The organism is Pseudomonas thermotolerans DSM 14292, assembly GCF_000364625.1.
GTDB classification, from domain to species: Bacteria; Pseudomonadota; Gammaproteobacteria; order Pseudomonadales; family Pseudomonadaceae; genus Aquipseudomonas; species Aquipseudomonas thermotolerans.
Genome location: NZ_KB822599.1, coordinates 30,903 through 52,350, shown reverse-complemented (window position 1 = coordinate 52,350; position 21,448 = coordinate 30,903). Strand labels below are relative to the sequence as shown.

The following is a 21,448-nucleotide window of genomic DNA, read 5'->3' as shown; positions in this document are numbered from 1 at the left end:
GTGGGGATGGTTGCTCGGAACGGCGGCCATCCTAAAGCCAAGCCCGAATAATTAATAGATTAATGTTTTAGGGGCGGGAAAATCCATGAAAAGTACAATCTTGTCCGTGGATTGTACATTTAGGATTGTCGTTAACATATTCATAATCAGCCCATGGCCTCTGTGCTTCGGCTTACAACCGTCTTCCTTCCTGAGGACGGCGAGGCGAAAGAGGGCATCGATCATCCAACAAGAAACTAGGTCGTTCAATGAAAAAGCCAAACCCGCTGCTCGATGCACTGAGGGAAATCCTGCCCACCATCGCCGCCAACGCCCCCGAGGCCGAACGCCTGCGCCGGGTACCGGACGAAAACATCGCCCTGCTGAAGGGCATCGGTATGCACCGTGCCTTCCAGCCCAAGGCCTATGGCGGCTTGGAAATCTCCCTGCCGGAGTTCGCCGACTGCGTGGCCGCCCTGGCCGGCGCCTGCGGCGGTACCGCCTGGGCCTTCAGCCTGCTGTGCACCCACAGTCACCAGTTGGCGATGTTTCCCAAGCAGCTGCAGGACGAGATCTGGGGTGAGAACCCGGATGCCACCGCCAGCAGCAGCATCGCGCCTTTCGGCCGCATCCAGGAAGTCGAGGGCGGCATCATCTTCAACGGCGAGATGGGCTGGAGCAGCGGCTGCGATCACGCCGAATGGGCGATCGTCGGCTTCAACCGTTTCAACGAGCAGGGCGAGAAGAGCTACTGCTTCGCGGTGATTCCGCGCCGCGACTACGAGATCCGCGACAACTGGTATGCCATCGGCATGCGCGGCAGCGGCTCCAAGACCCTGGTGATCAAGGACGCCTTCGTCCCCGAGCACCGCATCCAGGCGGCCAAGGACATGATGGAAGGCCGTTCCGCCGGATACGGCCTGTACCCGGACAGCAAGATCTTCTACGCCCCCTACCGGCCCTACTTCGCCAGCGGCTTCGCGGCGATCAGTCTGGGCATCGCCGAGCGCATGCTGGAGGCCTTCAAGGAGAAAACCCGCAACCGCGTGCGCGCCTACACCGGTGCCAGCGTAGGCACCGCGACTCCGGCACTGATGCGCCTGGCCGAGTCCACCCACCAGGTGGCCGCCGCCCGCGCCTTCCTCGAGAAGACCTGGCAGGAGCACGCGGAACACGGCGAGCGCAAGCAGTACCCGAGCCGCGAGACCCTGGCCTTCTGGCGTACCAACCAGGCCTACGCGGTGAAGATGTGCATCGAGGCGGTGGACCGCCTGTTCAGCGCCGCCGGCGCCACCAGCTGGTTCGATGACAACGAGCTGCAGCGCCTGTTCCGCGACTCCCACATGACCGGTGCCCACGCCTACACCGACTACGACGTCTGTGCTCAGATCCTCGGCCGCGAGCTGATGGGGCTGGAACCCGACCCGACCATGGTCTGATCGGGCCTTCATTCGCAATCCAGTCTTCGTGCAAGTCATGCCGGGGCGCCAGCCCCGGCATTGGGGAACAACATGACCACTCGACAAGAAGCGGCAATCGATTCGCGTGCCTTCCGCCGTGCCCTGGGCAACTTCGCCACCGGCGTGACCATCATGACCGCAGCCGCTGGCGGCAAGCGCGTCGGCGTCACCGCCAACAGTTTCAACTCGGTGTCCCTGGATCCGCCGCTGATCCTCTGGAGCATCGACAAGCGTTCCACCAGCTACGAGGTGTTCGCCGCTGCCAGCCATTTCGCGGTGAACATCCTGGCTGCCGACCAGATCGACCTGTCCAACCAGTTCGCCCGGCCCAGCGACGACAAGTTCGCCGGCATCGAGGTGGAGGAGGGCGCCGGGGGGGCGCCGCTGTTCGCCGGCTGCGCGGCGCGCTTCCAGTGCGAGCTGTACCAGCAGGTGGACGGCGGCGACCACTGGATCCTGATCGGGAAGGTGGTGGCCTTCGACGACCTCGGCCGTGCGCCACTGGTCTACCACCAAGGGGTCTATTCCTCGGTGCTGCCCCATCCGCGTCTGTTGAAGAAGAGCGGCAGCGTCGGCAAGACCGCCTTCCAGGGCCGCCTCAGCCACAACCTCTACTACCTGATGACCCAGGCGGTGCGCAGCTACCAGGCCGACTACCAGCCGCGGCAGCTGGCCACGGGGCTGAGAACCAGCGAGGCGCGAATGCTGATGGTGCTGGAGAAGGACGCCAGCCTCGGCCTTGCCGAGCTGCAGCAACTGGTCGCCATGCCGGTCCGGGAGATCGACGAGGCGCTAGAGAACCTCAAGCGCAAGGGACTGCTGCAGGATGCCGGCGACGGCTACGGGATGACCGAGCTGGGCCTCGAACAGGCGGAACTGCTCTGGAGCATCGCCGAGGAGCAGCAGCAGCGGGTGTTCGCCGCGTTCTCCCCGAAACAGGTGGAAGCCTTCAAGCAGGTACTGCGCGGGATCGTCGGCGGCCTCTGAGGCTTGGGCCGCCCGGCAGCAAGATCGAGACCGCCTTTCCCGGAAAGGCGCGATGAAACAAAAAACCCGGCCGAAGCCGGGTTTTTTTGCGGGTCGAAGCGCGGGATCAGGCAGCGTAGTTGGCGGCCACGAAGTCCCAGTTGACCAGGTTCCAGAACGCCTCGACGTACTTCGGACGCAGGTTGCGGTAGTCGATGTAGTAGGCGTGTTCCCAGACGTCGCAGGTCAGCAGCGGGGTGTCGCCGCTGGTCAGCGGGTTGCCAGCGCCGATGGTGCTGGCCAGGGCCAGGGAACCGTCCGGCTTCTTGACCAGCCAGGCCCAGCCGGAACCGAAGGTGCCGATGGCCACCTTGGTGAACTCTTCCTTGAACTTCTCGAAGGAACCGAAGGCCTTGTTGATGGCTTCGGCCAGAGCGCCGGTGGGCTCGCCGCCACCATTGGGCTTCAGGCCGTTCCAGTAGAAGGTGTGGTTCCACACCTGGGCGGCGTTGTTGAAGATGCCACCCGAGGAAGTCTTGATGATCTCTTCCAGCGACTTGCCTTCGAACTCGGTGCCGGGCACCAGGTTGTTCAGGTTGACCACGTAGCTGTTGTGGTGCTTGCCGTAGTGGTATTCCAGGGTCTCGGCGGAAATGTAGGGTTCGAGGGCGTTCTTCTCGTACGGCAGCGGCGGCAATTCAAAAGCCATGGTGTATCTCCTCAGGTCTGGGCTGGGTGTCGGTCGTATTGGGTTCGACCGCTCACCGGGCGAGGCCGTTCACGGGCGGCCAGAAGTGCGGCGTAGTCGTCTACTCGTTGCCGCGGGCCTTCGATCATAGCATCCGGCAGGCGTCATAACCACGCAGCATCTGTGTGGGAAAGCCCCGATTCAGAGCCTGCCGGCGGGGCTCATGCGAGTTTCAGCAGCACCGCGCCGGCGAGAATCACCGCGCCGGCCAGCAGGCGCGCCGGTGGCAGCGGTTCCTTCAGGCACAGCCAGCCGACCAGCAGGGCGAACACCACGCTGCTTTCCCGCAGTGCGGAGACCAGCGCTACCGGGGCCTGGGTCATGGCCCAGATGACGATGGCGTAGGCGGCCAGCGACATCAGTCCGCCGCCCAGGCCGCTGCGCCAGTGCCCGCGCAGCCGGCTGAGCACCGCTGGGCCGCGCTGCAGGACCAGCGCCGCAGTCATCACCGCGCCGTTCACCGCGAATAGCCACAGCGCGTAGCCGAGCGCGTCGCGGTTGGCCCGTGCGCCGGCGGCATCGGACAGGGTGTAGCCGGCGATGAAGGCCGCGGTCATCAGCGCATTGCTCAGCAGGGCGGCGTTCAGGCGGGCGCCCTGGGCGCCGCGCAGGGCCATCAGCCAGATACCGGCGACCAGGACCAGCAGGCCGGCCAACTGCCCGGCGGCCAGGCGGTCGTGGAGCAGCAGGAGCGACAGCAGGGCGATCAGCAGCGGCGAGCTGCCACGGGCCAGGGGATAGGCCTGGCCGAGGTCGCCATGCTGGTAGACGCGGGCCAGGAAGGCGTTGTAGCCGATGTGCAGCAGCGCGGAGAGCAGCAGCCAGGGCCAGGCGCCGGCGGCGGGCACGGCCACCAGGGGCAGGGCGACGAGGGCTGCCAGCCCGGCGCCGATCTGGATCAGCGCCGCGGTGAGGAAGCGGTCCAAGCCGATCTTCAGCAGCGCGTTCCAGCCCGCGTGCAGAGCGGCGGCGAGTAGCACGGCAAGAAAGACTGGGGTGTCCAGGGCGCGGTCTCCCAAGGGCAAGAGGCGCCGAGCATAGCATCGGCCTGGGACCCGCCCCCAGAGGCTCAGGCGCCCTGCAGCAGCTGCCAGGCCACGGCGAACATCATCAGCGCCACGCCTAGGTCCAGCAGTCGCCAGGTGGCCGGGCGGGCCAGCAGCGGGGCCAGCCAGGCGGCGCCCAGAGCCAGGCCGAAGAACCACAGCGCCGAGGCGCTGGCTGCACCCAGGGCATAGGCGCCGGGCTCCGGCTGCTGGGCGCCGAGGGCGCCGATCAGCAGCACGGTGTCCAGGTAAACGTGCGGGTTGAGCAGGGTCACCGCGAGGGTGGCGAGCAACACCGCGCGCCGCGAGCGCCGTCCGGCATCCGCCGCGCCCTGCAGAGCCTGCGGGATGAAGGTGCGGCGCAGGGCCTGGATGCCGTACCAGATCAGGAAGGCCGCACCGCCCCAGCGGGCGACGCCGAGCAGCAGCGGGCTCTGTACCAGCAGGCTGGCCAGGCCGAACACCCCGGCGCCGATCAGCACGGCGTCGCACAGCACGCAGAGCGCGGCCACCGGCAGGTGATGCTCACGGCGCAGGCTCTGGGCCAGTACGAAGGCGTTCTGCGCGCCGATGGCGACGATCAGCCCGGCGGCCACCAGCAGACCGTTGAGGTAGCTCTGCCACATGGTGGTCACTCCGGGCGGGACGCGTTGCGGCGCACCGGGTTCAGCGGGAAACGGGAAGGGCGGCCGGGCCGCCGCGGCCAGAAGGTTTCGCAAGTCATGGAAAGCATCCGGGGATAGAGGAGAGGTGGTGGTGAGTCTGGGGTCGGCGGGTGTATAAGGAAAACGAATTTTCGATATGGATCATTAGAAAAACAGATGTTCGACTACAAGCTGCTCGCCGCCCTGGCGGCGGTGATCGAACAGGGGGGGTTCGAGCGTGCCGCCCAGGCGTTGGGCCTGTCCCAGTCGGCGGTGTCGCAGCGCATCAAGCTGCTCGAGGCGCGGGTCGGCCAGCCGGTGCTGTTGCGCCTCACCCCGCCGGAGCCCACGGAGATCGGCCGCCGCCTGCTCAACCACGTGCAGCAGGTGCGTCTCTTGGAGCGCGATCTGCAGAGCCAGGTGCCGGCTCTCGCTGAGGAGCACCGCGCGGAGCGCCTGCGCATCGCCCTGAACGCCGACAGCCTGGCCACCTGGTGGGCCGATGCGGTGGGCGGCTTCTGCGTCGAGCGCGGCCTTTTGCTGGAGCTGGTGGTGGAAGACCAGGACGTCGGCCTCAAGCGCATGCGCGCCGGCGAGGTGGCCGCTTGCGTGTGCGCCGGCGACCGCCCGGTGGCCGGGGCGCGCTGCATCCTCCTTGGCGCCATGCGTTACCGGGCGCTGGCCAGCCCGGCATTCTTCGCCCGGCACTTCGCCGAGGGGGTGAGCGCCGCGGCCCTGGCCAGGGCGCCGGCCATCGTGTTCGGTCCGGACGACCAGTTGCAGCACCGCTACTTCGCCATGCTCGGCGGCGAGGGCGGCTTCCTCCATCACCTCTGCCCGTCCTCGGAGGGCTTCGTGCGCCTGACGGTGAGCGGCTTCGGCTGGGGGCTGGTGCCCGAGCAGCAGGTGCGCGGTGAGCTGGCGCGCGGCGAGCTGGTCGAGCTGCTGCCCGGCCGGGTGATCGACGTGCCGCTGTACTGGCATTACTGGCGCAACGGCGGCGAGTTGCTCGCCAGCCTGACTCGCCATCTGGAGCGTCATATCGGCCAGTGGCTGGTGCCGGTGGAGCGCCACCCGCGCCCGGCCTGAGCACGGCCACTCGCTTGGCGCGCTGCGCCAGCGCGAGCGGTGCGCGGACCTGCTAGGCTCGCCCGCAGCCGTGGCGAAACGTACTCAACAACAGGGAAGCGAGCATGAGGATACTGGTCACCGGAGCAAGCGGATTCATCGGCGGGCGCTTCGCCCGCTTCGCCTTGGAACAGGGGCTCGAGGTGCGCATCAACGGCCGCCGGGCGGAGGCGGTGGAGGCCCTGGTGGCACGCGGCGCCGAGTTCGTCCAGGGCGATCTGTCCGACCTGGCGCTGGTGCAGCGCCTGTGCCAGGGCGTGGACATGGTGGTGCACTGCGCCGGCGCGGTCGGCGTGTGGGGCAGCTACGACTACTTCCACCAGGCCAACGTGACCGTCACCGAGCACGTGGTGGAGGCCTGCCTGCGTCAGGGAGTGCGCCGCCTGGTGCACCTGTCCTCGCCCTCGGTGTACTTCGACGGCAAGTCCCATGTCGGGCTGCGCGAGGAGCAGGTGCCCCGCAAGTTCGTCGACCACTACGGCGCCACCAAGTACCTGGCCGAGCAGAAGGTGTTCGGTGCCGCCGAGCGCGGCCTCGAGGTGATCGCCCTGCGTCCGCGCTTCGTCACCGGCGCCGGCGACACCAGCATCTTCCCGCGGATGGTCGAGATGCACCGCAAGGGGCGTCTGTGGATCGTCGGCAACGGCCTCAACAAGGTCGACTTCACCAGCATCCACAACCTCAATGACGCGCTGTTCAGCTGCCTGACCGCCGGCGGCGAGGCGCTCGGGCGGGTCTACAACATCAGCAACGGTGCACCCGTACCGCTCTGGGACGTGGTCAACTACGTGCTGCGCCGCTTCGGCCTGGCGCCGGTCGGCCGCCACCTGCCGTTCGGCCTGGCCTATGGACTGGCGACTCTCAACGAGGGCATCTGCCGGCTGCTGCCCGGACGGCCGGAACCGGCGTTGTTCCGCCTCGGCGTGGCGGTGATGGCTCGCGACTTCAGCCTGGACATCAGCCGTGCGCGCCAGTACCTCGACTACGAGCCGCGGGTCAGCCTGTGGACCGCGGTGGACGAGTTCTGCGACTGGTGGCAGGCCCGCCAAGCAGGCTGAGTCCTCAGCCGCGCAGCGGGCCGGCGTAGCGCATGTACTGGGCGACCAGTTGTTCCTCGCTGAGCACCGGCGGGGTCGGCTGAATGCCGCTGAGACTGCTGAGCTTCTCGCCCAGGGCGCGGGTTTCCTCGGATTCGGACTTGCAGCAGGCGTCGAGCATCTGCTTGATCGAGCCGGGCTGGCTCAGGCGGATGTCCACACCCTGTTCTTCCCGCAAACGCCGCCGCAGCGTCTGCATGCAGTCGAGTACAGCCTTGGTCAGTTCCATAGCGCAACCTCCTCTACAGCGGGAAAGAGGACTTCGAGCCGTTCGTCCGTGAAACGCTCGAAGGCGGCCGGTACCAAGCTCCCCCTCTCGGTCCGGCGGGTGGGCGGCGGTGAGCGGACCGCCCCAATGCTCCATGCTAGACGCGTCGCGGCGTCCTGGAGGCCTTACAGCAATAGACGTGCCAGGTCTTCTGCCACGAAACTTCTCGGCCTGGCGCAGGTCGATCCGCTCCAGGCTGCCCTGTGCCGGTGCAGGCCGCACCGTGGCGGCGCGGCCCTGCCCGGTTCGGCGCAGCTGGGGCCGGTGCGAGTCGGTATACTGGCCGGCACCGCGCCTTGCGGAGCTCTCGAAGGTTTTTGCCATGCGTAATGATGCACTCGACGAACTGGACAGCGTGCCCAGTCTTACCACCGACGCAAGGGATCATGACTTCGGCCGTTCCGGGCTGAACGATTACGAGCCCTCCGCGGCGCGCCGACCGGTCAGGGTGCCGAGCACCGGCCCGCTGTGGGCGCTGGTCGGTGCGCTGCTGATCGCCCTCGGCGGACTCGGCTGGTGGAGCCACCAGCAGATCAGCCTGATGAGCCAGCAACTGGTGGCCACCCAGGAGAGCTTCGCGCGGATCAGCGAGGAGGCCGCTGGGCGCATCCAGGACATCTCCGGCAAGGTAGTGGCCACCGAATCCAGCATCACCAGCGGCAGCGAGGCGCTGCGCCTGCAGGTCCGCCAGCTGGACACCAAGCTCGCCGACCTGGGCCGCCAGGTACAGCTGCTGGCCAGCCAGCAGAGCGGCCACGCCAAGCGCTTCGAGCAGCTGACCGCCGACCTCAAGGCCCAGCAGGAGACCAGCGCAAAGCTGGACGCGCGGCTGCAGGGCCTGGCCGGCGAACAGGCGGCGCTGAAGAGCGTCCAGGACGAGCAGGCCAGGCTCGCCGAGCAGCTCAAGAGCCTGAGTGGCGACGTGGCAGCACTGAAGAAGCAGGGCAACCCGAGTCAGGCCATCGGGCGCCTGGAGCAGGAGCTGCTGATCCTCAAGAGCGAGCTGGAGAACCGCAACGCCTCGAACGGTACCGCCGAGTTCGACCTGTTCCGTGCGCAGATGACCCGCAACATCAATGCCCTGCAGACCCAGATGCAGAGTCTCCAGCAGCAGCTGAACGCACGCCAGTGAGTTGTGCTGTGGAATGCAGGACGCCGGCCTTGGGCCGGCGTCCTGCTTTGGGGAATGCCTACAGCCGCGGATAGTCGATATAGCCCACCGGCCCCGGGGTGTAGAAGGTTTCCGGGTCGGCCGGGTTGAGCGGTGCGTGGCGGGCGAAGCGCTCCGGTAGGTCGGGGTTGGCGATGAAGGGCACGCCGAAGGCCACCGCATCGGCCCGCCCCTCGGCGAGCAGGGCGTTGGCGCTCTCCAGGGTGAAGCGCTCGTTGGCGATGTAGACGCCGCCAAAGGCCGTTTTCAGCTCGTCCAGCAGGCTGTCCTCGGCCAGGTACTCGCGGGCGCAGATGAAGGCCACCCCGCGCCGGCCCAGCTCGCGGGCCACGTAGCCGAAGGTCGCCGCGCGGTTGGAGTCGCCCATGTCATGAGCGTCGGCGCGCGGCGCCAGATGCACGCCGACCCGGCCGGCGCCCCACACCGAGATCACCGCGTCGGTGACTTCCAGCAGCAGCCGTGCGCGGTTCTCGATGGAGCCGCCGTAGCGGTCGCTGCGCTGATTGGTGCTGTCCTGCAGGAACTGGTCGAGCAGGTAGCCGTTCGCGCCGTGGATCTCCACCCCATCGAAGCCGGCGGCCCGGGCGTTCTCCGCGCCGATCCGGTAGGCCTCGACGATCTCGGGGATCTCCTCCAGCGCCAGGGCGCGCGGGGTGACGTATTCCTTCTGTGGACGCACCAGGCTGACGTGTCCGGCCGGCTTGACGGCGCTGGGCGCCACCGGCAGCTCGCCGTTCAGGTAGAGAGGGTCGGAGATGCGTCCGACGTGCCAGAGCTGCAGGACGATGCGCCCACCGTTGGCATGCACCGCCTTGGTGACGTTGCTCCAGCCGCGCACCTGGTCGTCGGACCAGATGCCGGGGGTGTTCGGGTAGCCGACGCCCATCGGGGTTACCGAGGTGGCCTCGCTGATGATCAGCCCCGCTGAGGCGCGCTGCGCGTAGTACTCGGCCATCAGGGCGTTGGGCACCCGGTCCGCGTCGGCGCGGCAGCGGGTCAGCGGCGCCATGACGATGCGGTTGGGCAGTTCCAGGTCGCCGATGCGGATGGGATCGAACAGGGTGGTCATGCTGGGTCCTCCTTGGGATCAAGGGATGAGGTCAGGCGGAAGGCGTTTCAAGTCGGGCGACGTCGCGGGGCATGGGCGGTGGGGCGCTCACAGGGTTTCGCCCAACTGGTGGAGAAAGGCGGCGATGGTGGCCTCGTCGCGGCGGAAGAAATGCCACTGGCCGATCCTGTGGCGGCTGACCAGCCCGGCGCGCTGCAGGGTCGCCAGGTGTGCCGAGACGGTGGACTGCGACAGGCCGCATCGCCGGTCGAACTGGCCGGCGCAGACGCCGATCTCGAACGGATGCGTCTGGGCCGGGCAATGCCGCTCCGGCTCCTGCAGCCAGTGCAGCATCTGACGGCGCAGCGGGTGGGCGAGGGCCTTGAGGACGGCGTCGAGGTCGATGGGCATGGCAATGGGCCTTTGGCTGGTGTCTTGGCGCGAACTGTATATCGGCCGGAGGCGATGGACAGTTCGTTTCGCCCGATAGTAATCATCGAGCGCAGCAATGTTTGCCGAAGCCGTCCGCCTCGCGCACCATGGTGGAATGAACTACCTCGCTCACCTGCATCTCGGCGGCCAGCGGCCGGAACAACTGCTCGGCAGTCTCTACGGCGACTTCGTCAAGGGCGCCCTGGCCGGGCGTTTCGCTCCGGAGACCGAGGCGGCCATCCGCCTGCACCGGCGCATCGACGCGTTCACCGACCGGCACCCCGTGGTGATCGCCGCCCGGGAGCGCTTTCCCGGCGCACGGCGGCGTATGGCCGGGATCGTTCTCGACCTGTTCTTCGACCACTGCCTGGCCCGCGACTGGGCGCGCTATGCCGAGGAGCCGCTGCCGGCCTTCACCGCGCGGGTCTACCGCGCCCTGGATGCGGCGGACGGCCTGCCCGGGCGCCTGGCGTTGATCGCCCCGCGTATGGCGGCGCAGGACTGGCTGGGTAGCTACCGCGAGTTCGACAGCGTCGAGCTGGCTCTGGAGGGCATGCGCCGGCGTCTGTCGCGCCCCGAGCTGCTGAACGGTGCCTGGGAGGAGCTGGCGCGCCTCTACGAGCCACTCGGCGAGGACTTCCGGCGCTTCTATCCCGAGCTGCAACGCTTCGCCCGGAACGAGCTGGCGCGCCGTTGAGCGGCGGTCGCCCGCGTCCGGGCGCCACTCGCCTTGCGGTCGCCTGCCGCCATGGGCAACCTAGGAAATCCCGGTGTCCGCCCGATGACCTGCCTGACGAGGAGAATTCGCCATGCCCTGGCAGCGCCTGCTGGAAACCCCCGAGCCCCTGCCTGCCCGTCCTTTGGCCGACTGGTACGCACAGCTCGTCGAGCGCCTCGGCGGACGGCCCTCCTCCTTCGAGCTGGCACTGCTTGGCGGGCGGCTGGCGCCCAGCCCGGGGCTGGCCTTCTTCGTCGGCTACCAGGCGGCGTTGCGCGCCCTCTGGCCGGCGGCGCCGAGGACCCCCGGAGCACTGTGCGTCACCGAGAACCGCAGCGTGCGCCCGGCCGAGCTGCAGACCCGCCTGGACGGGGAGGCGTTGCACGGCCGCAAGGATTTCGTCACCGCAGTGGAGGCGGCCGCCTGGATGCTGGTCGCCGCCCGTGCCGAGGGCCCCGGCGAGGCGCCGCGCCTGGCGCTCTGCGTGGTGCGGGCCGGCAGCGCCGGAGTGCGCCTGGAGCCCTTGCCGGCCCTGCCGCTGATGCCCGAGGTGGGCCATGGCCGCCTGCATCTGGATGGCGTGGGCTGCGAAGTGCTGGAGGGCGACGGCTGGGACGATTACGTCAAGCCGTTCCGCACCCTCGAGGATCTGCACGTGCTGACCGCGGTGACGGCCTGGCAGCTGGGGATCGCCACCCTGCACGGCTGGCCCCAGGCGCTGCGCCTGCGCCTGCTCGCCCTGCTCGTCGGCTGCTCCGAGGTGGCCCGCCAGCCGGCCCGTGCCGCGGCCAGCCATGTGCTGCTCGGTGGTCTGTTCGCCCAGCAGGCGGCGCTCAGGGACGAGGTGAACGCCGCCTTCGCCAGTGGCTCGGCGGAGCTGGCGGCCGTATGGCAGCGTGACCAGCGTCTGCTGGAGGTGGCCCGCGGTGCCCGTGAAAAACGCCTGGACAAGGCCCTGGCCAGCTTCGCCCGGCGCAAGGACGCCTAGCCGGGGCATTCAGGCCCGGCGGCGCACTGGCTTCGCTCTGCGCATGGGTTTGCAACGGCGAAGCGGAGGGCTATCGTTCACCGCCTGAGTTTGGCCCGCCCCAAGGATGCCCATGCGTCTACTGTCGACCCTTCTGCTCGCCTGCTGCCTGGCGCTGCCCGCCCAGGCCGCCTGGTACCTGGACAACGAATCCTCGCGGATCTCCTTCATCTCCACCCGCTCCGGCAATCTCTCCGAGGTACACCGCTTCCTCACCCTGCACGGGCGCATCAGCGACACGGGCCAGGCGCGCCTGCGCATCGAGCTGGACTCGGTGAGCACCGGCATCCCCCGGCGCGATGAGTACCTGCGCAAGCTGCTGTTCGAGGTTGAGCGCTTCGCCGACGCGCAGATCAGCACGCAGATCGACCTCGGTCCGATCACCGATCTGGCGCCTGGCGCCCAGCTGGAGCTGAACCTGCCGCTGACCGTCAGCCTGCGCGGCCAGGAGCACCGCTACGACGCCGAGCTGCTGGCCACCCGCCTGGACGACCGGCGCTTTCAGGTGGTCAGCTTGGCGCCGCTGGTCCTGCACCTCGACGACTTCGCCCTCGGCCAGGGCGTCGAGGCCCTGCGCCGGGCCGGTGGCATCGATGCCATCAGCCCATCGGTGCCGGTGAGTGCGGTGCTGATCTTCACCGAACGCTGATGGGCCACATCTTCCCCTGGCGCTCCGGCAACCGCTTTGCCCTGCTGATCGACGGGCCGAGCTTCTTTCCGGCGATGCTCGAGGCCATCGCCGGGGCTGAGCGGGAAGTGCTGCTGGAGCTCTACCTGGTGGAGGACGGCCGCTGCAGCGAGGTGCTGGTGGAGGCGCTGGCCGCCGCTGCGCGACGCGGGGTGGAGGTGCGCTGCCTGTTCGACGGCTTCGGCAGTCTGCGTTTCGGCAGCCGCCTGCGCCAGTGCCTGAGCGAGGCCGGCGTGGCGCTGCGCCTGTACAACCCGCTGCGCTGGAGGCGCGGCCTGCACAACCTGCATCGCGACCACCGCAAGCTGTTGGTGGTCGACCGGCGCATCGCCTTCGTCGGCGGTACCGGCGCCACCGACGAGTTCTGGCGTCCGGGCGAGGCGAAAAGTCTCTGGCATGAGGTGATGGTCAGCATCGAGGGGCCGCTGGTTGCCCATTGGCAGCTGCTGTTCGACTACCAGTGGCAGGCCAACGTCGGCCGGCGGCCCTGGAGGCCCGAGGAGGCGCCGGGACTGGACCGCCTGCCGCCGCTGCCTCCCCAGGGGCATGGCATGGGCCGGCTGGCCTACGCCGATGCCCGGCAGAACCGCGACATAGTCCAGTCGCTGGTGCGCAGCTTGCGCCGCGCCAAGCGGCGGATCTGGCTGGCCACGCCCTATTTCCTGCCCAGCTGGAAGGTGCGCCGGGCGCTACAGCATGCCGCGCGGCGCGGCGTCGAGGTGCGCCTACTGCTGACCAGCCACAACACCGACCACCCGCCGGTGCGCTACGCCGGGCAGCGCTACTACCACCGTCTGCTGCGCGCGGGGGTGCGCATCCACGAGTACGGGCCACGCTTCCTGCACCTGAAAATGGTTCTGGTGGACGACTGGGTGAGCGTCGGCTCCTGCAACTTCGACCACTGGAACCTGCGCTTCAACCTGGAGGCCAATCTGGAGGCCCTGGACCGCAGCCTGACCCGGGAGGTGGAGGCCTGTCTGGCGGCCGACTTCGCCAGCAGCCGGGAGGTGACCCTAGAAGCCTGGCGTCAGCGGCCACTGCACAAGCGCCTCCGCCAATACCTGTGGGGCTGGATGGACCGCCTGGTGGTGAACCTGCTGTACCGCCGCCAGTAACGACGACGGCCCCCGCAGGGGCCGTCGCGCCGTGCCGCTCGGGGCTGCCGAGGCAGCCCGGGGCCTTCATAGGTTCAGGCGTTTATCGATCAGCCCCTGGACCACGCTGGGGTCGGCCAGGGTGGTGGTGTCGCCGAGGTTCTCCAGCTCGTTGCAGGCGATCTTGCGCAGGATGCGGCGCATGATCTTGCCCGAGCGGGTCTTCGGCAGGGCCGGTGCCCACTGGATCAGGTCCGGCTTGGCGAAGCTGCCAATCTCCCGGGTGACCAGGCCCAGCAGCTCCTGCTTCAGCGCCTCGTCCGGCTCGACGCCGAGCATCGGGGTGACGAAGGCGTAGATGCCCTGGCCCTTGACGTCGTGGGGGTAGCCGACCACCGCCGCCTCGGCCACCGCGTCGTGGAGCACCAGAGCGCTTTCCACCTCGGCGGTGCCGATGCGGTGCCCGGAGACGTTGATCACGTCATCGACGCGGCCGGTGATCCAGTAGTAACCGTCCTCGTCGCGGCGCGCGCCGTCGCCGGTGAAGTAGTAGCCAGGGTAGGCCTTGTAGTAGGTGTCGATCATCCGCTGGTGGTCGCCGTAGACGGTGCGGATCTGGCTCGGCCAACTGGCCTTGATGGCCAGCACGCCGCTGCCGGGGCCCTCGATCTCGCGGCCTTTGTCATCCAGCAGCACCGGCTGCACACCGAAGAACGGGCGGGTCGCCGAGCCGGGCTTGAGAGTGGTGGCGCCGGGCAGCGGGGCGATCATGATGGCGCCGGTCTCGGTCTGCCACCAGGTGTCGACGATCGGGCAGCGTCCTTCGCCGACCACGTGGTAGTACCACTCCCAGGCTTCCGGGTTGATCGGCTCGCCGACCGTGCCAAGCAGGCGCAGGCTGGCCCGCGAGGTCCTTTTCACCGGTTCTTCGCCCTCGCGCATCAGCGCACGCAGGGCGGTGGGCGCGGTGTAGAAGATGTTCACCTGGTGCTTGTCGACCACCTGCCAGAAGCGCGAGGCGTCCGGGTAGCTGGGGACGCCCTCGAAGATCAGGCTGGTGGCGCCGTTGGCCAGCGGGCCGTAGACGATGTAGCTGTGCCCGGTGACCCAACCGACGTCCGCGGTGCACCAGAAGATGTCGCCGTCGTGGTAGTCGAACACGTACTTGTGGGTCATCGCCGCCTGCAGCAGATAGCCGCCGGTGGTGTGCAGCACGCCCTTGGGCTTGCCGGTGCTGCCGGAGGTGTAGAGGATGAACAGCGGGTCCTCGGCGTCCATCGGCTCCGGCGGGCAGTCGGCATCGGCCTTGCGCAGCGCCTCGTGGTACCAGATGTCGCGGCCTTCCACCCAGTCGATCTTGCCCTGGGTACGCTCCACAACGATCACCGTGGAGACGTTCGGGCAGTTCTGCAGGGCCTTGTCGACGTTGGCCTTGAGTGGGATGTACTTGCCGCCGCGCACCCCTTCGTCGGCGGTGATCACCGTGCGGCAGTCTGCGTCGAGGATGCGGTCGCGCAGCGAGTCTGGCGAGAAGCCGCCGAACACCACCGAGTGGATGGCGCCGATCCGCGCGCAGGCGAGCATGGCGTAGGCGGTCTCGGGGATCATCGGCATGTAGATGCACACCCGGTCGCCCTTCTTCACCCCGCGGCTCTTCAACACGTTGGCCAGGCGGCAGACGTGGTGGTGCAGCTTGTTGTAGGTGATGTGCGCGGACTCACTGGGGTTGTCGCCTTCCCAGATGAAGGCGACCTGCTCGCCGCGCTTCTCTAGATGGCGGTCGATGCAGTTGTAGGCGACGTTCAACTTGCCGCCCCGGAACCAGCTCACCTGGCCTCGGTGGAGGTCGGCGTGGTGCACGCTCTGCCAGGGCTTGAACCAGTCCAGGAAGGCTTTCGCCTGTTCCGCCCAGAAGGTTTCGGGTTGCTCGACGGACTGCCGGTACAGGCGCTGGTAGTCCTCTTCTTTGAGGTGGGCGCGCTGGCGCACGGCCTCGGGAACCGGATGGGTGGTGATTTCGAACATGGCAGGGCCTACTTGTCTTGTTGTTGTTGGCTGGGGAAATAGGGTGGTCGATGCCGGTGTCGGGTTCAACCCCTAGACTGTAGAACATTGCGGCGGGCACGAACCCGGCGCCGAGCCGGGTTCGCGAGGGAGGCGGTGAGCGTTCAGCCGCGGTGATGGGCGCGGAAGAAGTCGATCAGGCCCTGTGTGGAAGCGTCGGCGGTGTGGCGCTCGTCGTGGCCGGTCAGGCACTGGTAGACGTCCCTGCCCAGCTCCTTGCCGAGCTCCACGCCCCACTGGTCGAAGGCGTTGATGCCCCAGAGCACGCTCTGCACGAACACCTTGTGCTCGTACATGGCCACCAGTGCGCCCAGGCGGCGCGGGCTGACCCGTTCCATGACCAGGGTGTTGCTCGGCCGGTTGCCGGGAATCACCTTGTGCGGCGCCAGACGCTGCACTTCCTCTTCCGGCAGGCCCTTGGCGCGTAGTTCCGCTTCGGCCTCCGCGCGGGTCTTGCCGAGCATCAGCGCCTGGCTCTGCGACAGGCAGTTGGCGTACAGCCACTGTTGGTGGTCGGCCACCGGGTTGTGGCTGGCCACCGGGACGATGAAGTCTGCGGGGATCAGCAGGGTGCCCTGATGCAGCAGCTGGTGGTAGGCGTGCTGGCCGTTGCAGCCCACACCGCCCCAGATTACCGGGCCGGTGGCACAGCTTACCGGAGCGCCGTCTTGGCGCACGCTCTTGCCGTTGGACTCCATGTCCAGCTGCTGCAGGTGCTGGGTGATGTTCCGCAGGTAGTGATCGTAGGGCAGGATCGCGTGGCTCTGCGCGCCCCAGAAGTTGCCGTACCAGAGACCCAGCAGGGCCAGCAGCACTGGCATGTTGCGTTCGAAGGGGGCGCTCAGGAAGTGCTGGTCCATGCTGTAGGCACCGGACAGCAGCTCCTTGAAGTTGGACATGCCGATGGCCAGGGCGATCGGCAGGCCTATGGCCGACCACAGCGAATAGCGCCCGCCGACCCAGTCCCACATGGGGAAGATGTTCTCCGCGCGGATGCCGAATTCCAGTGCCGCCGCCTGGTTGCTGGTGACGGCGATGAAGTGGCGGTGCAGCTCAGCCTGCGAGCCGCCCTGGGCCAGGTACCAGGTGCGCGCGGCCTGGGCGTTCTTCAGGGTCTCCAGGGTGCCGAAGGACTTCGAGGAAACGATGAACAGAGTGGTCTCCGCCCTGAGGCGGGCGGACAGCTCGTGGAACTCGCTGCCGTCGATATTGGCCAGGTAGTGGCAGCGCACGCCGCGCTGGGCGAACGGCAGCAGCGCCTCGGAGACCAGCTGCGGGCCGAGGAAGGAGCCGCCGATGCCGATGTTCACCACGTCGGTGATCGGCTTCTCGCTGTAGCCGCGCCATAGGCCGTCGTGGATGCGTCCGACCAGCTCGGTCATCTGGCCGAGCACGCGGTGCACCTCCGGCATCACGTCCGTGCCGTTGACCTCGAGACGGTCGGCGACCGGACGGCGCAGGGCGGTGTGCAGGGCCGGGCGGCCTTCCGAGGCGTTGACCGGCTCGCCGCGGAACAGTGCCTCGATGGCGCTCCTGAGTCTGGCTTCCTCGGCCAGGCGCACCAGCAGGTCGCGGGTTTCACGGGTGATCAGGTTCTTCGAGTAGTCGAGCAGCAGACCGCAGGCGCTGAGCGAGAATTCCTGGAAGCGCCCGGGGTCGGCGGCGAAGGCCTCGCGCATGCTGAAACCTTGCATCGCACGCCGGTGCTCGACCAGGGATTGCCACGCGGGCAGGCGGGTGACGTCGAGTGGTTGTTGGTAATGCGACATGTCGGGTTCCTTCAGCGGATACAGGCTTCGGATAGCAAAGAGCCCGGAAGTCCTCTCCGGGCTCGGTGTCTGCTCAGGAGGGATTCGGTCCGCCTGAGCGAGAAGGCAGTACCGAGCCGGCTCGACCCGTTGCCCAAGGCTCAGTACAGAATACGTGCTTTGCGGCAGGAGCGCTGGCTTCGAACGGCATGGCCCGGTGTTCCGCCGCGTCAGGGGGCGCTGGCGAGCTCCACTTCGAGGTTGTCGATCAACCGGGTGTTGCCCAGGTAGGCGGCGGCGGCGATCACCAGATGACGGTCGTCGGGCTGCGCCGGGCGCAGGCTGTCAGCCTGGCAGATATCCAGGTAGTCGGGACGGAAGCCGGCGTCGGTGAGGCGCTGTCTGCCTTCGCCGCAGAGCTGCGCGTAGTCGCGGCGCCCGCCGCGGACCTCCTCGCCCAGCCACTGCAGGGTGCGGTACAGCTGCGGGGCGATGGCGCGCTCCTCGGGGCTCAGGTAGCCGTTGCGCGAGGACAGCGCCAGACCGTCCTCGGCGCGCACCGTAGGCATGCCGAGGATCTGTACCGGAATGTTCAGGTCGCGTACCAGGGTGCGGATCACCGCCAGCTGCTGGAAGTCCTTCTGGCCGAAGATCGCCAGGTCCGGCTGGACCATCTGGAACAGCTTGGTGACCACGGTGGCCACGCCGTCGAAGTGGCCAGGGCGGCTAGCCCCGCAGAGCCCCTCGGAGACGCCACTGACGTGCACGATGGTCTGGCTCTGCATGCCCTGGGGATACATTTCCTCCACGCTGGGGGCGAACAGCAGGTCGCAGCCGGCGTCAAGGAGTTTCTTCTGGTCGTCAGCCAGGGTTCGCGGGTAGCTGGCCAGGTCCTCGTTGGGCCCGAACTGCAGCGGGTTGACGAAGATGCTGGCGACCACGAAGCCGGTGCGCTGGGCGGCCTGCTCGACCAGGGCGATGTGCCCGGCGTGCAGGTTGCCCATGGTCGGCACCAGGCCGATGTCCTTGCCCTCGGCGCGTGCCTGGGCGACCGCGGCGCGCAGCTCGCGGACGGTGGTAACGGTGTTCATGCGGAGAATCCGTGCTCGGCGGCAGGGAAGGAGCCGTCCTTGACGGCCTTGACGTAGGCGGCGAAGGCGTCCTGGATGGATCCCTGGCCGGCCATGAAGTTCTTGACGAATTTCGGCGTGCGGCCGGTCAGCGACAGTCCGAGCATGTCGTGTAGCACCAGCACCTGGCCGTCGGTACCGGCGCCGGCGCCGATGCCGATCACCGGGACCCGCGCCGTGCGGGCGATCTCGCTGGCCAGGTCGCTGGGCACGCACTCCAGCAGCAGCATGGCCGCGCCGGCCTGTTCCAGGGCCAGGGCGTCCTCGCGCAGGCGGCGCGCCTGGGCGTCGCCGCGGCCCTGCACCTTGTAACCGCCGAAGAGGTTCACCGACTGCGGGGTCAGGCCCAGGTGCGCGCACACCGGCACGCCGTTCTCGGCCAGGCGCTGTACCGCCGGAACCAGGTTGGCGCCGCCCTCCAGCTTGACCATGTGCGCGCCGGCCTGCATGACCCGGGCGCAGTTGGCCAGGGTCTGCTCGAGGGTCGCGTAGCTCATGAAGGGCAGGTCGGTGGCGATCAGCGCCCCCTGATTGCCGCGCTTCACGCAGGCAGTGTGGTAGGCCATCTCCTCGACGCTGACCGGCAGGGTGCTGTCGTTGCCCTGGACGACCATGCCCAGGGAGTCGCCGACCAGCAGCACTTCGACGCCGGCCTGGCAGGCGGCACGGGCGAAGGTGGCATCGTAGGCGGTGAGCATGGTGATCTTGTCACCATTCCGCTTCATCTCCTGAAGGGTGGTCAGGGTTACATCAGGCATGAAATGTTCCTCGATCGGGCCCTTTCTCGCCCGGTTGGGGCGGCGGGAGGCCTATAGTCCAGATGGGCGGACGGGAAGTCAATTGCGGGTGTTACCGGTCTGTTACCGCCACGTTACCCGGGCTGCCTGGTATGCGGGCGCCAGAGTGGAACGGTGCGTGGCGCCTGGTGCTCAGGCAGGCGCCGGCAGGCGCTCGAGCCCTGCGAAGGGGCAGGCGGCCAGCCAATCGACCAGCGGTCGGCCGTCGGGCATCACCAGGTCCTCGGCGATCTCCGCCAGCGGGTAGAGGACGAAGGCGCGGGCGTGCATGTGGTAGTGCGGCACGGTGAGGCGTGGCTCGTCGATGATCCGGCTGCCGAACAGCAGGATGTCCAGGTCCAGGGTGCGCGGCCCCCAGCGCTCGGCCTTGCGCTGGCGCCCCTGCTCCTGCTCGATGCGCTGCAGGGCATCGAGCAGCTCCAGGGGGGCGAGTCCAGTGTCCAGGGCGGCTACGGCGTTGACGTAGCGCGGCTGGTCCGGCGGGCCCAGCGGGTCGCTGGCGTACAGCGAGGAGTGGCGCACCAGCTGCGAGGCGGGCAGGGCGGCGAGGGCGGTCAGCGCCTGGCGCAGTTGCTCGGCCGGTTCGGCCAGGTTGCTGCCGAGGCCGATGTAGACCCGTTCCATCACTGGTCGTCGCTCACCGGCGTTGCCGCGTTGCTGCCGCGACGCCTGCGGCCACCGCGCCGGCGCTTGCGCTGGCCGCCTTCGCCGGCATCCTTGCTGGACAGCTCGCGGATCATCTGCCGGCGCACGCTGTCGCTGGCTTCTTGGTAGACGGTCCACCAGGCGCCGAGGCCGCCGGTGTCGTCGCCGGCGCTCTCACGCAGCAACAGGAAGTCGTAGCCGGCGCGGAAGCGCGGGCTTTCCAGCAGCAGGTCGGCGCGTTTGCCGGTGCGCCGAGGCAGGCGTTCCTGCATGTCCCAGATCTCGCGGATCGGGATGGTGAAGCGCTTGGGTACGGCGATGCGCTGGCACTGCTCGCTGATCAGCTCGTGGGCGGCCTCCTGCAGGGCCGGAATCGGCGGCATGCCGCGTTCTTGGAGACGCGCTACCCGTGCCGGCAACGCCGGCCAGAGCAGCGCGGCGAACAGGAAGGCCGGGGTGACCGGCTTGCCCAGGCGGATGCGCTCGTCGGTGTTGATCAGCGCCTGGCGGATCAGCCGGTGGGTGTACTCGGGGTTCTGCTCGAGGGCGGCGGCGCTGGCCGGGAACAGTGGGGCGAACAGGTCGTACTGGAGGAGCAGCTGGTAGGTGCGTTCGGCGTAGCCGGAGAGGAACAGCTTGAGCACTTCGTCGAACAGTCGCGCGGGAGGGATCTCGCGCAGCATGGGCGCCAGCTTGGGAATGGGGGCGGCGGTGTGCTTCTCGATCTCGAAGCCCAGCTTGGCGGCGAAGCGCACCGCGCGCAGCATGCGCACGGGGTCCTCAAGGTAGCGCTGCTCGGGATCGCCGATCAGACGGATTAGGCGGTTGCGGATGTCGTGGACGCCGCGGGCGTAGTCGAGGATGCGCTCGGCGGTGACGTCGAAGTACAGCGCGTTGATGGTGAAGTCGCGGCGCTGGGCGTCGTCCTCCAGGGTCCCGTAGACATTGTCGCGGAGGATCCGGCCGCTCTCGTTGCGCGCAGCCTGGGCGCTGTCGACCTCCTCGTCACCCTGCGGGTGCTGGGCGCGGAAGGTGGCCACCTCGATGATCTCGCGGCCGAAGTGCACATGGACCAGCTTGAAGCGCCGGCCGATCACCCGGGCGTTACGGAATTCGGCACGGACCTGCTCGGGAGTGGCGTTGGTGGCAACGTCGAAGTCCTTCGGCTCGAGGTCGAGCAGCAGGTCGCGCACGCAGCCGCCGACCAGATAGGCCTGGTAGCCCGCCTGTTGCAGGCGCTCGACCACGCTGACGGCGTGACGGCTGATCCGCTGGCCGCGACGCAACGGATGCTGGCGGCTGGTCAGCACTTCGGGAGTGGTGCGCGGGGGCCTGGCGCGGCGCAGGGGCAGGCGGAGAGTCTGGAACAGCTTCTTCAGCATGAGAGATTCTGTTTGACGGGCTGGAAGTGTACGGCCAGAACGGAGAATGACCGCGGAATTGGCGCGGATTCTAGCATCGAGTGGGGGGAAGGTGTGCGAGGAGGGGAGCGGAAGCTACTGGGGGAGCTTTCGTTCCCCCCCGAATTGGTTCGTGCTTTGTTCTTGTTG

General features: G+C 68.3%; 21 protein-coding genes. 9 read left to right on the top strand and 12 right to left on the bottom strand.

The window, feature by feature from the left end:
• Window positions 1-248 precede the first annotated feature (248 nt).
• Both H165_RS0100245 and H165_RS0100240 read left to right on the top strand, forming a co-directional pair.
• Window positions 249-1,418, top strand: coding sequence for a p-hydroxyphenylacetate 3-hydroxylase oxygenase component (locus H165_RS0100245; RefSeq protein ID WP_017936879.1), 1,170 nt, complete (start codon window positions 249-251; stop codon window positions 1,416-1,418).
• A gap of 72 nt (window positions 1,419-1,490) precedes the next feature.
• A complete protein-coding gene (locus H165_RS0100240) occupies window positions 1,491-2,426 on the top strand; it encodes a p-hydroxyphenylacetate 3-hydroxylase reductase component (protein WP_017936878.1) in 936 nt (311 codons plus the stop codon).
• Between the two features lie 106 nt (window positions 2,427-2,532).
• Here H165_RS0100240 and sodB read toward each other — a convergent pair whose 3' ends face one another.
• The 3 genes from sodB to H165_RS0100225 all read right to left on the bottom strand — a co-directional run bounded on the left by sodB (window position 2,533) and on the right by H165_RS0100225 (window position 4,825).
• The gene (gene sodB / locus H165_RS0100235) at window positions 2,533-3,114 is read right to left on the bottom strand and encodes a superoxide dismutase [Fe] (protein WP_017936877.1); all 582 of its coding nucleotides are present in this window, start codon (window positions 3,112-3,114) and stop codon (window positions 2,533-2,535) included.
• A gap of 200 nt (window positions 3,115-3,314) precedes the next feature.
• Window positions 3,315-4,157, bottom strand: a complete 843-nt coding sequence (locus tag H165_RS0100230) for an EamA family transporter (protein WP_026146242.1) — start codon at window positions 4,155-4,157, stop codon at window positions 3,315-3,317.
• A 65-nt stretch (window positions 4,158-4,222) separates the two neighbouring features.
• A complete protein-coding gene (locus H165_RS0100225) occupies window positions 4,223-4,825 on the bottom strand; it encodes a LysE/ArgO family amino acid transporter (RefSeq protein ID WP_017936875.1) in 603 nt (200 codons plus the stop codon).
• 195 nt (window positions 4,826-5,020) lie between these two features.
• Here H165_RS0100225 and H165_RS0100220 point away from each other — a divergent pair, with 195 nt between their 5' ends.
• Window positions 5,021-5,932, top strand: coding sequence for a LysR family transcriptional regulator ArgP (locus tag H165_RS0100220; protein WP_017936874.1), 912 nt, complete (start codon window positions 5,021-5,023; stop codon window positions 5,930-5,932).
• A 104-nt stretch (window positions 5,933-6,036) separates the two neighbouring features.
• Window positions 6,037-7,029 (top strand): NAD-dependent epimerase/dehydratase family protein, encoded by a 993-nt coding sequence (locus tag H165_RS0100215; protein ID WP_017936873.1) that lies wholly within the window; start codon window positions 6,037-6,039, stop codon window positions 7,027-7,029.
• 4 nt (window positions 7,030-7,033) lie between these two features.
• On the opposite strand, the gene H165_RS0100210 is transcribed toward H165_RS0100215, so the two are convergent.
• A complete protein-coding gene (locus H165_RS0100210; protein ID WP_017936872.1) occupies window positions 7,034-7,297 on the bottom strand; it encodes a hypothetical protein in 264 nt (87 codons plus the stop codon).
• Between the two features lie 361 nt (window positions 7,298-7,658).
• Here H165_RS0100210 and H165_RS0100205 point away from each other — a divergent pair, with 361 nt between their 5' ends.
• The gene (locus H165_RS0100205) at window positions 7,659-8,468 is read left to right on the top strand and encodes a hypothetical protein (protein WP_017936871.1); all 810 of its coding nucleotides are present in this window, start codon (window positions 7,659-7,661) and stop codon (window positions 8,466-8,468) included.
• 58 nt (window positions 8,469-8,526) lie between these two features.
• On the opposite strand, the gene H165_RS0100200 is transcribed toward H165_RS0100205, so the two are convergent.
• The gene (locus H165_RS0100200) at window positions 8,527-9,576 is read right to left on the bottom strand and encodes an alkene reductase (RefSeq protein ID WP_017936870.1); all 1,050 of its coding nucleotides are present in this window, start codon (window positions 9,574-9,576) and stop codon (window positions 8,527-8,529) included.
• A gap of 87 nt (window positions 9,577-9,663) precedes the next feature.
• Window positions 9,664-9,966 carry an ArsR/SmtB family transcription factor gene (locus H165_RS0100195; RefSeq protein ID WP_017936869.1) on the bottom strand — a complete coding sequence of 101 codons (303 nt, stop codon included), beginning with the start codon at window positions 9,964-9,966 and terminating at the stop codon, window positions 9,664-9,666.
• A gap of 136 nt (window positions 9,967-10,102) precedes the next feature.
• On the opposite strand from H165_RS0100195, the gene H165_RS0100190 reads away from it, so the two are divergent.
• The 4 genes from H165_RS0100190 (at window position 10,103) to H165_RS0100175 (ending at window position 13,535) form a co-directional block, all read left to right on the top strand.
• Window positions 10,103-10,684, top strand: coding sequence for an acyl carrier protein phosphodiesterase (locus H165_RS0100190; RefSeq protein WP_026146241.1), 582 nt, complete (start codon window positions 10,103-10,105; stop codon window positions 10,682-10,684).
• 112 nt (window positions 10,685-10,796) lie between these two features.
• The gene (locus H165_RS0100185) at window positions 10,797-11,693 is read left to right on the top strand and encodes an acyl-CoA dehydrogenase middle domain-containing protein (RefSeq protein ID WP_017936867.1); all 897 of its coding nucleotides are present in this window, start codon (window positions 10,797-10,799) and stop codon (window positions 11,691-11,693) included.
• 112 nt (window positions 11,694-11,805) lie between these two features.
• Window positions 11,806-12,381 (top strand): YceI family protein, encoded by a 576-nt coding sequence (locus tag H165_RS0100180; protein ID WP_017936866.1) that lies wholly within the window; start codon window positions 11,806-11,808, stop codon window positions 12,379-12,381.
• The gene (locus tag H165_RS0100175; protein WP_026146240.1) at window positions 12,378-13,535 is read left to right on the top strand and encodes a phospholipase D-like domain-containing protein; all 1,158 of its coding nucleotides are present in this window, start codon (window positions 12,378-12,380) and stop codon (window positions 13,533-13,535) included. The genes H165_RS0100180 and H165_RS0100175 overlap by 4 nt, the downstream gene beginning before the upstream one ends.
• A gap of 66 nt (window positions 13,536-13,601) precedes the next feature.
• Here H165_RS0100175 and acs read toward each other — a convergent pair whose 3' ends face one another.
• The 6 genes from acs to H165_RS0100145 all read right to left on the bottom strand — a co-directional run bounded on the left by acs (window position 13,602) and on the right by H165_RS0100145 (window position 21,280).
• The gene (acs, locus tag H165_RS0100170) at window positions 13,602-15,539 is read right to left on the bottom strand and encodes an acetate--CoA ligase (protein ID WP_017936864.1); all 1,938 of its coding nucleotides are present in this window, start codon (window positions 15,537-15,539) and stop codon (window positions 13,602-13,604) included.
• 143 nt (window positions 15,540-15,682) lie between these two features.
• Window positions 15,683-17,347, bottom strand: coding sequence for a glucose-6-phosphate isomerase (gene pgi / locus H165_RS0100165; RefSeq protein WP_017936863.1), 1,665 nt, complete (start codon window positions 17,345-17,347; stop codon window positions 15,683-15,685).
• A gap of 209 nt (window positions 17,348-17,556) precedes the next feature.
• On the bottom strand, window positions 17,557-18,417 hold the full coding sequence (gene panC / locus H165_RS0100160; protein WP_017936862.1) for a pantoate--beta-alanine ligase: 861 nt from the start codon (window positions 18,415-18,417) through the stop codon (window positions 17,557-17,559).
• A complete protein-coding gene (panB, locus tag H165_RS0100155; RefSeq protein WP_017936861.1) occupies window positions 18,414-19,214 on the bottom strand; it encodes a 3-methyl-2-oxobutanoate hydroxymethyltransferase in 801 nt (266 codons plus the stop codon). The genes panC and panB overlap by 4 nt, the downstream gene beginning before the upstream one ends.
• A 171-nt stretch (window positions 19,215-19,385) precedes the next feature.
• Entirely contained in the window at window positions 19,386-19,877 is a 492-nt protein-coding gene (gene folK / locus H165_RS0100150) for a 2-amino-4-hydroxy-6-hydroxymethyldihydropteridine diphosphokinase (RefSeq protein ID WP_017936860.1), read from the bottom strand.
• The gene (locus tag H165_RS0100145; RefSeq protein WP_017936859.1) at window positions 19,877-21,280 is read right to left on the bottom strand and encodes a polynucleotide adenylyltransferase PcnB; all 1,404 of its coding nucleotides are present in this window, start codon (window positions 21,278-21,280) and stop codon (window positions 19,877-19,879) included. The genes folK and H165_RS0100145 overlap by 1 nt, the downstream gene beginning before the upstream one ends.
• Window positions 21,281-21,448: the final 168 nt, after the last annotated feature.

What these genes read in the sequence shown, in the direction of transcription:
- H165_RS0100245 (WP_017936879.1), top strand. Translation starts at nt 249, where the DNA reads ATGAAAAAGCCAAACCCGCTGCTCGATGCACTGAGGGAAATCCTGCCC.
- H165_RS0100240 (WP_017936878.1), top strand. Translation starts at nt 1,491, where the DNA reads ATGACCACTCGACAAGAAGCGGCAATCGATTCGCGTGCCTTCCGCCGT.
- sodB (WP_017936877.1), bottom strand. Translation starts at nt 3,114, where the DNA reads ATGGCTTTTGAATTGCCGCCGCTGCCGTACGAGAAGAACGCCCTCGAA.
- H165_RS0100225 (WP_017936875.1), bottom strand. Translation starts at nt 4,825, where the DNA reads ATGTGGCAGAGCTACCTCAACGGTCTGCTGGTGGCCGCCGGGCTGATC.
- H165_RS0100220 (WP_017936874.1), top strand. Translation starts at nt 5,021, where the DNA reads ATGTTCGACTACAAGCTGCTCGCCGCCCTGGCGGCGGTGATCGAACAG.
- H165_RS0100215 (WP_017936873.1), top strand. Translation starts at nt 6,037, where the DNA reads ATGAGGATACTGGTCACCGGAGCAAGCGGATTCATCGGCGGGCGCTTC.
- H165_RS0100210 (WP_017936872.1), bottom strand. Translation starts at nt 7,297, where the DNA reads ATGGAACTGACCAAGGCTGTACTCGACTGCATGCAGACGCTGCGGCGG.
- H165_RS0100205 (WP_017936871.1), top strand. Translation starts at nt 7,659, where the DNA reads ATGCGTAATGATGCACTCGACGAACTGGACAGCGTGCCCAGTCTTACC.
- H165_RS0100200 (WP_017936870.1), bottom strand. Translation starts at nt 9,576, where the DNA reads ATGACCACCCTGTTCGATCCCATCCGCATCGGCGACCTGGAACTGCCC.
- H165_RS0100195 (WP_017936869.1), bottom strand. Translation starts at nt 9,966, where the DNA reads ATGCCCATCGACCTCGACGCCGTCCTCAAGGCCCTCGCCCACCCGCTG.
- H165_RS0100190 (WP_026146241.1), top strand. Translation starts at nt 10,103, where the DNA reads ATGAACTACCTCGCTCACCTGCATCTCGGCGGCCAGCGGCCGGAACAA.
- H165_RS0100185 (WP_017936867.1), top strand. Translation starts at nt 10,797, where the DNA reads ATGCCCTGGCAGCGCCTGCTGGAAACCCCCGAGCCCCTGCCTGCCCGT.
- H165_RS0100180 (WP_017936866.1), top strand. Translation starts at nt 11,806, where the DNA reads ATGCGTCTACTGTCGACCCTTCTGCTCGCCTGCTGCCTGGCGCTGCCC.
- acs (WP_017936864.1), bottom strand. Translation starts at nt 15,539, where the DNA reads ATGTTCGAAATCACCACCCATCCGGTTCCCGAGGCCGTGCGCCAGCGC.
- pgi (WP_017936863.1), bottom strand. Translation starts at nt 17,347, where the DNA reads ATGTCGCATTACCAACAACCACTCGACGTCACCCGCCTGCCCGCGTGG.
- panC (WP_017936862.1), bottom strand. Translation starts at nt 18,417, where the DNA reads ATGAACACCGTTACCACCGTCCGCGAGCTGCGCGCCGCGGTCGCCCAG.
- panB (WP_017936861.1), bottom strand. Translation starts at nt 19,214, where the DNA reads ATGCCTGATGTAACCCTGACCACCCTTCAGGAGATGAAGCGGAATGGT.
- folK (WP_017936860.1), bottom strand. Translation starts at nt 19,877, where the DNA reads ATGGAACGGGTCTACATCGGCCTCGGCAGCAACCTGGCCGAACCGGCC.
- H165_RS0100145 (WP_017936859.1), bottom strand. Translation starts at nt 21,280, where the DNA reads ATGCTGAAGAAGCTGTTCCAGACTCTCCGCCTGCCCCTGCGCCGCGCC.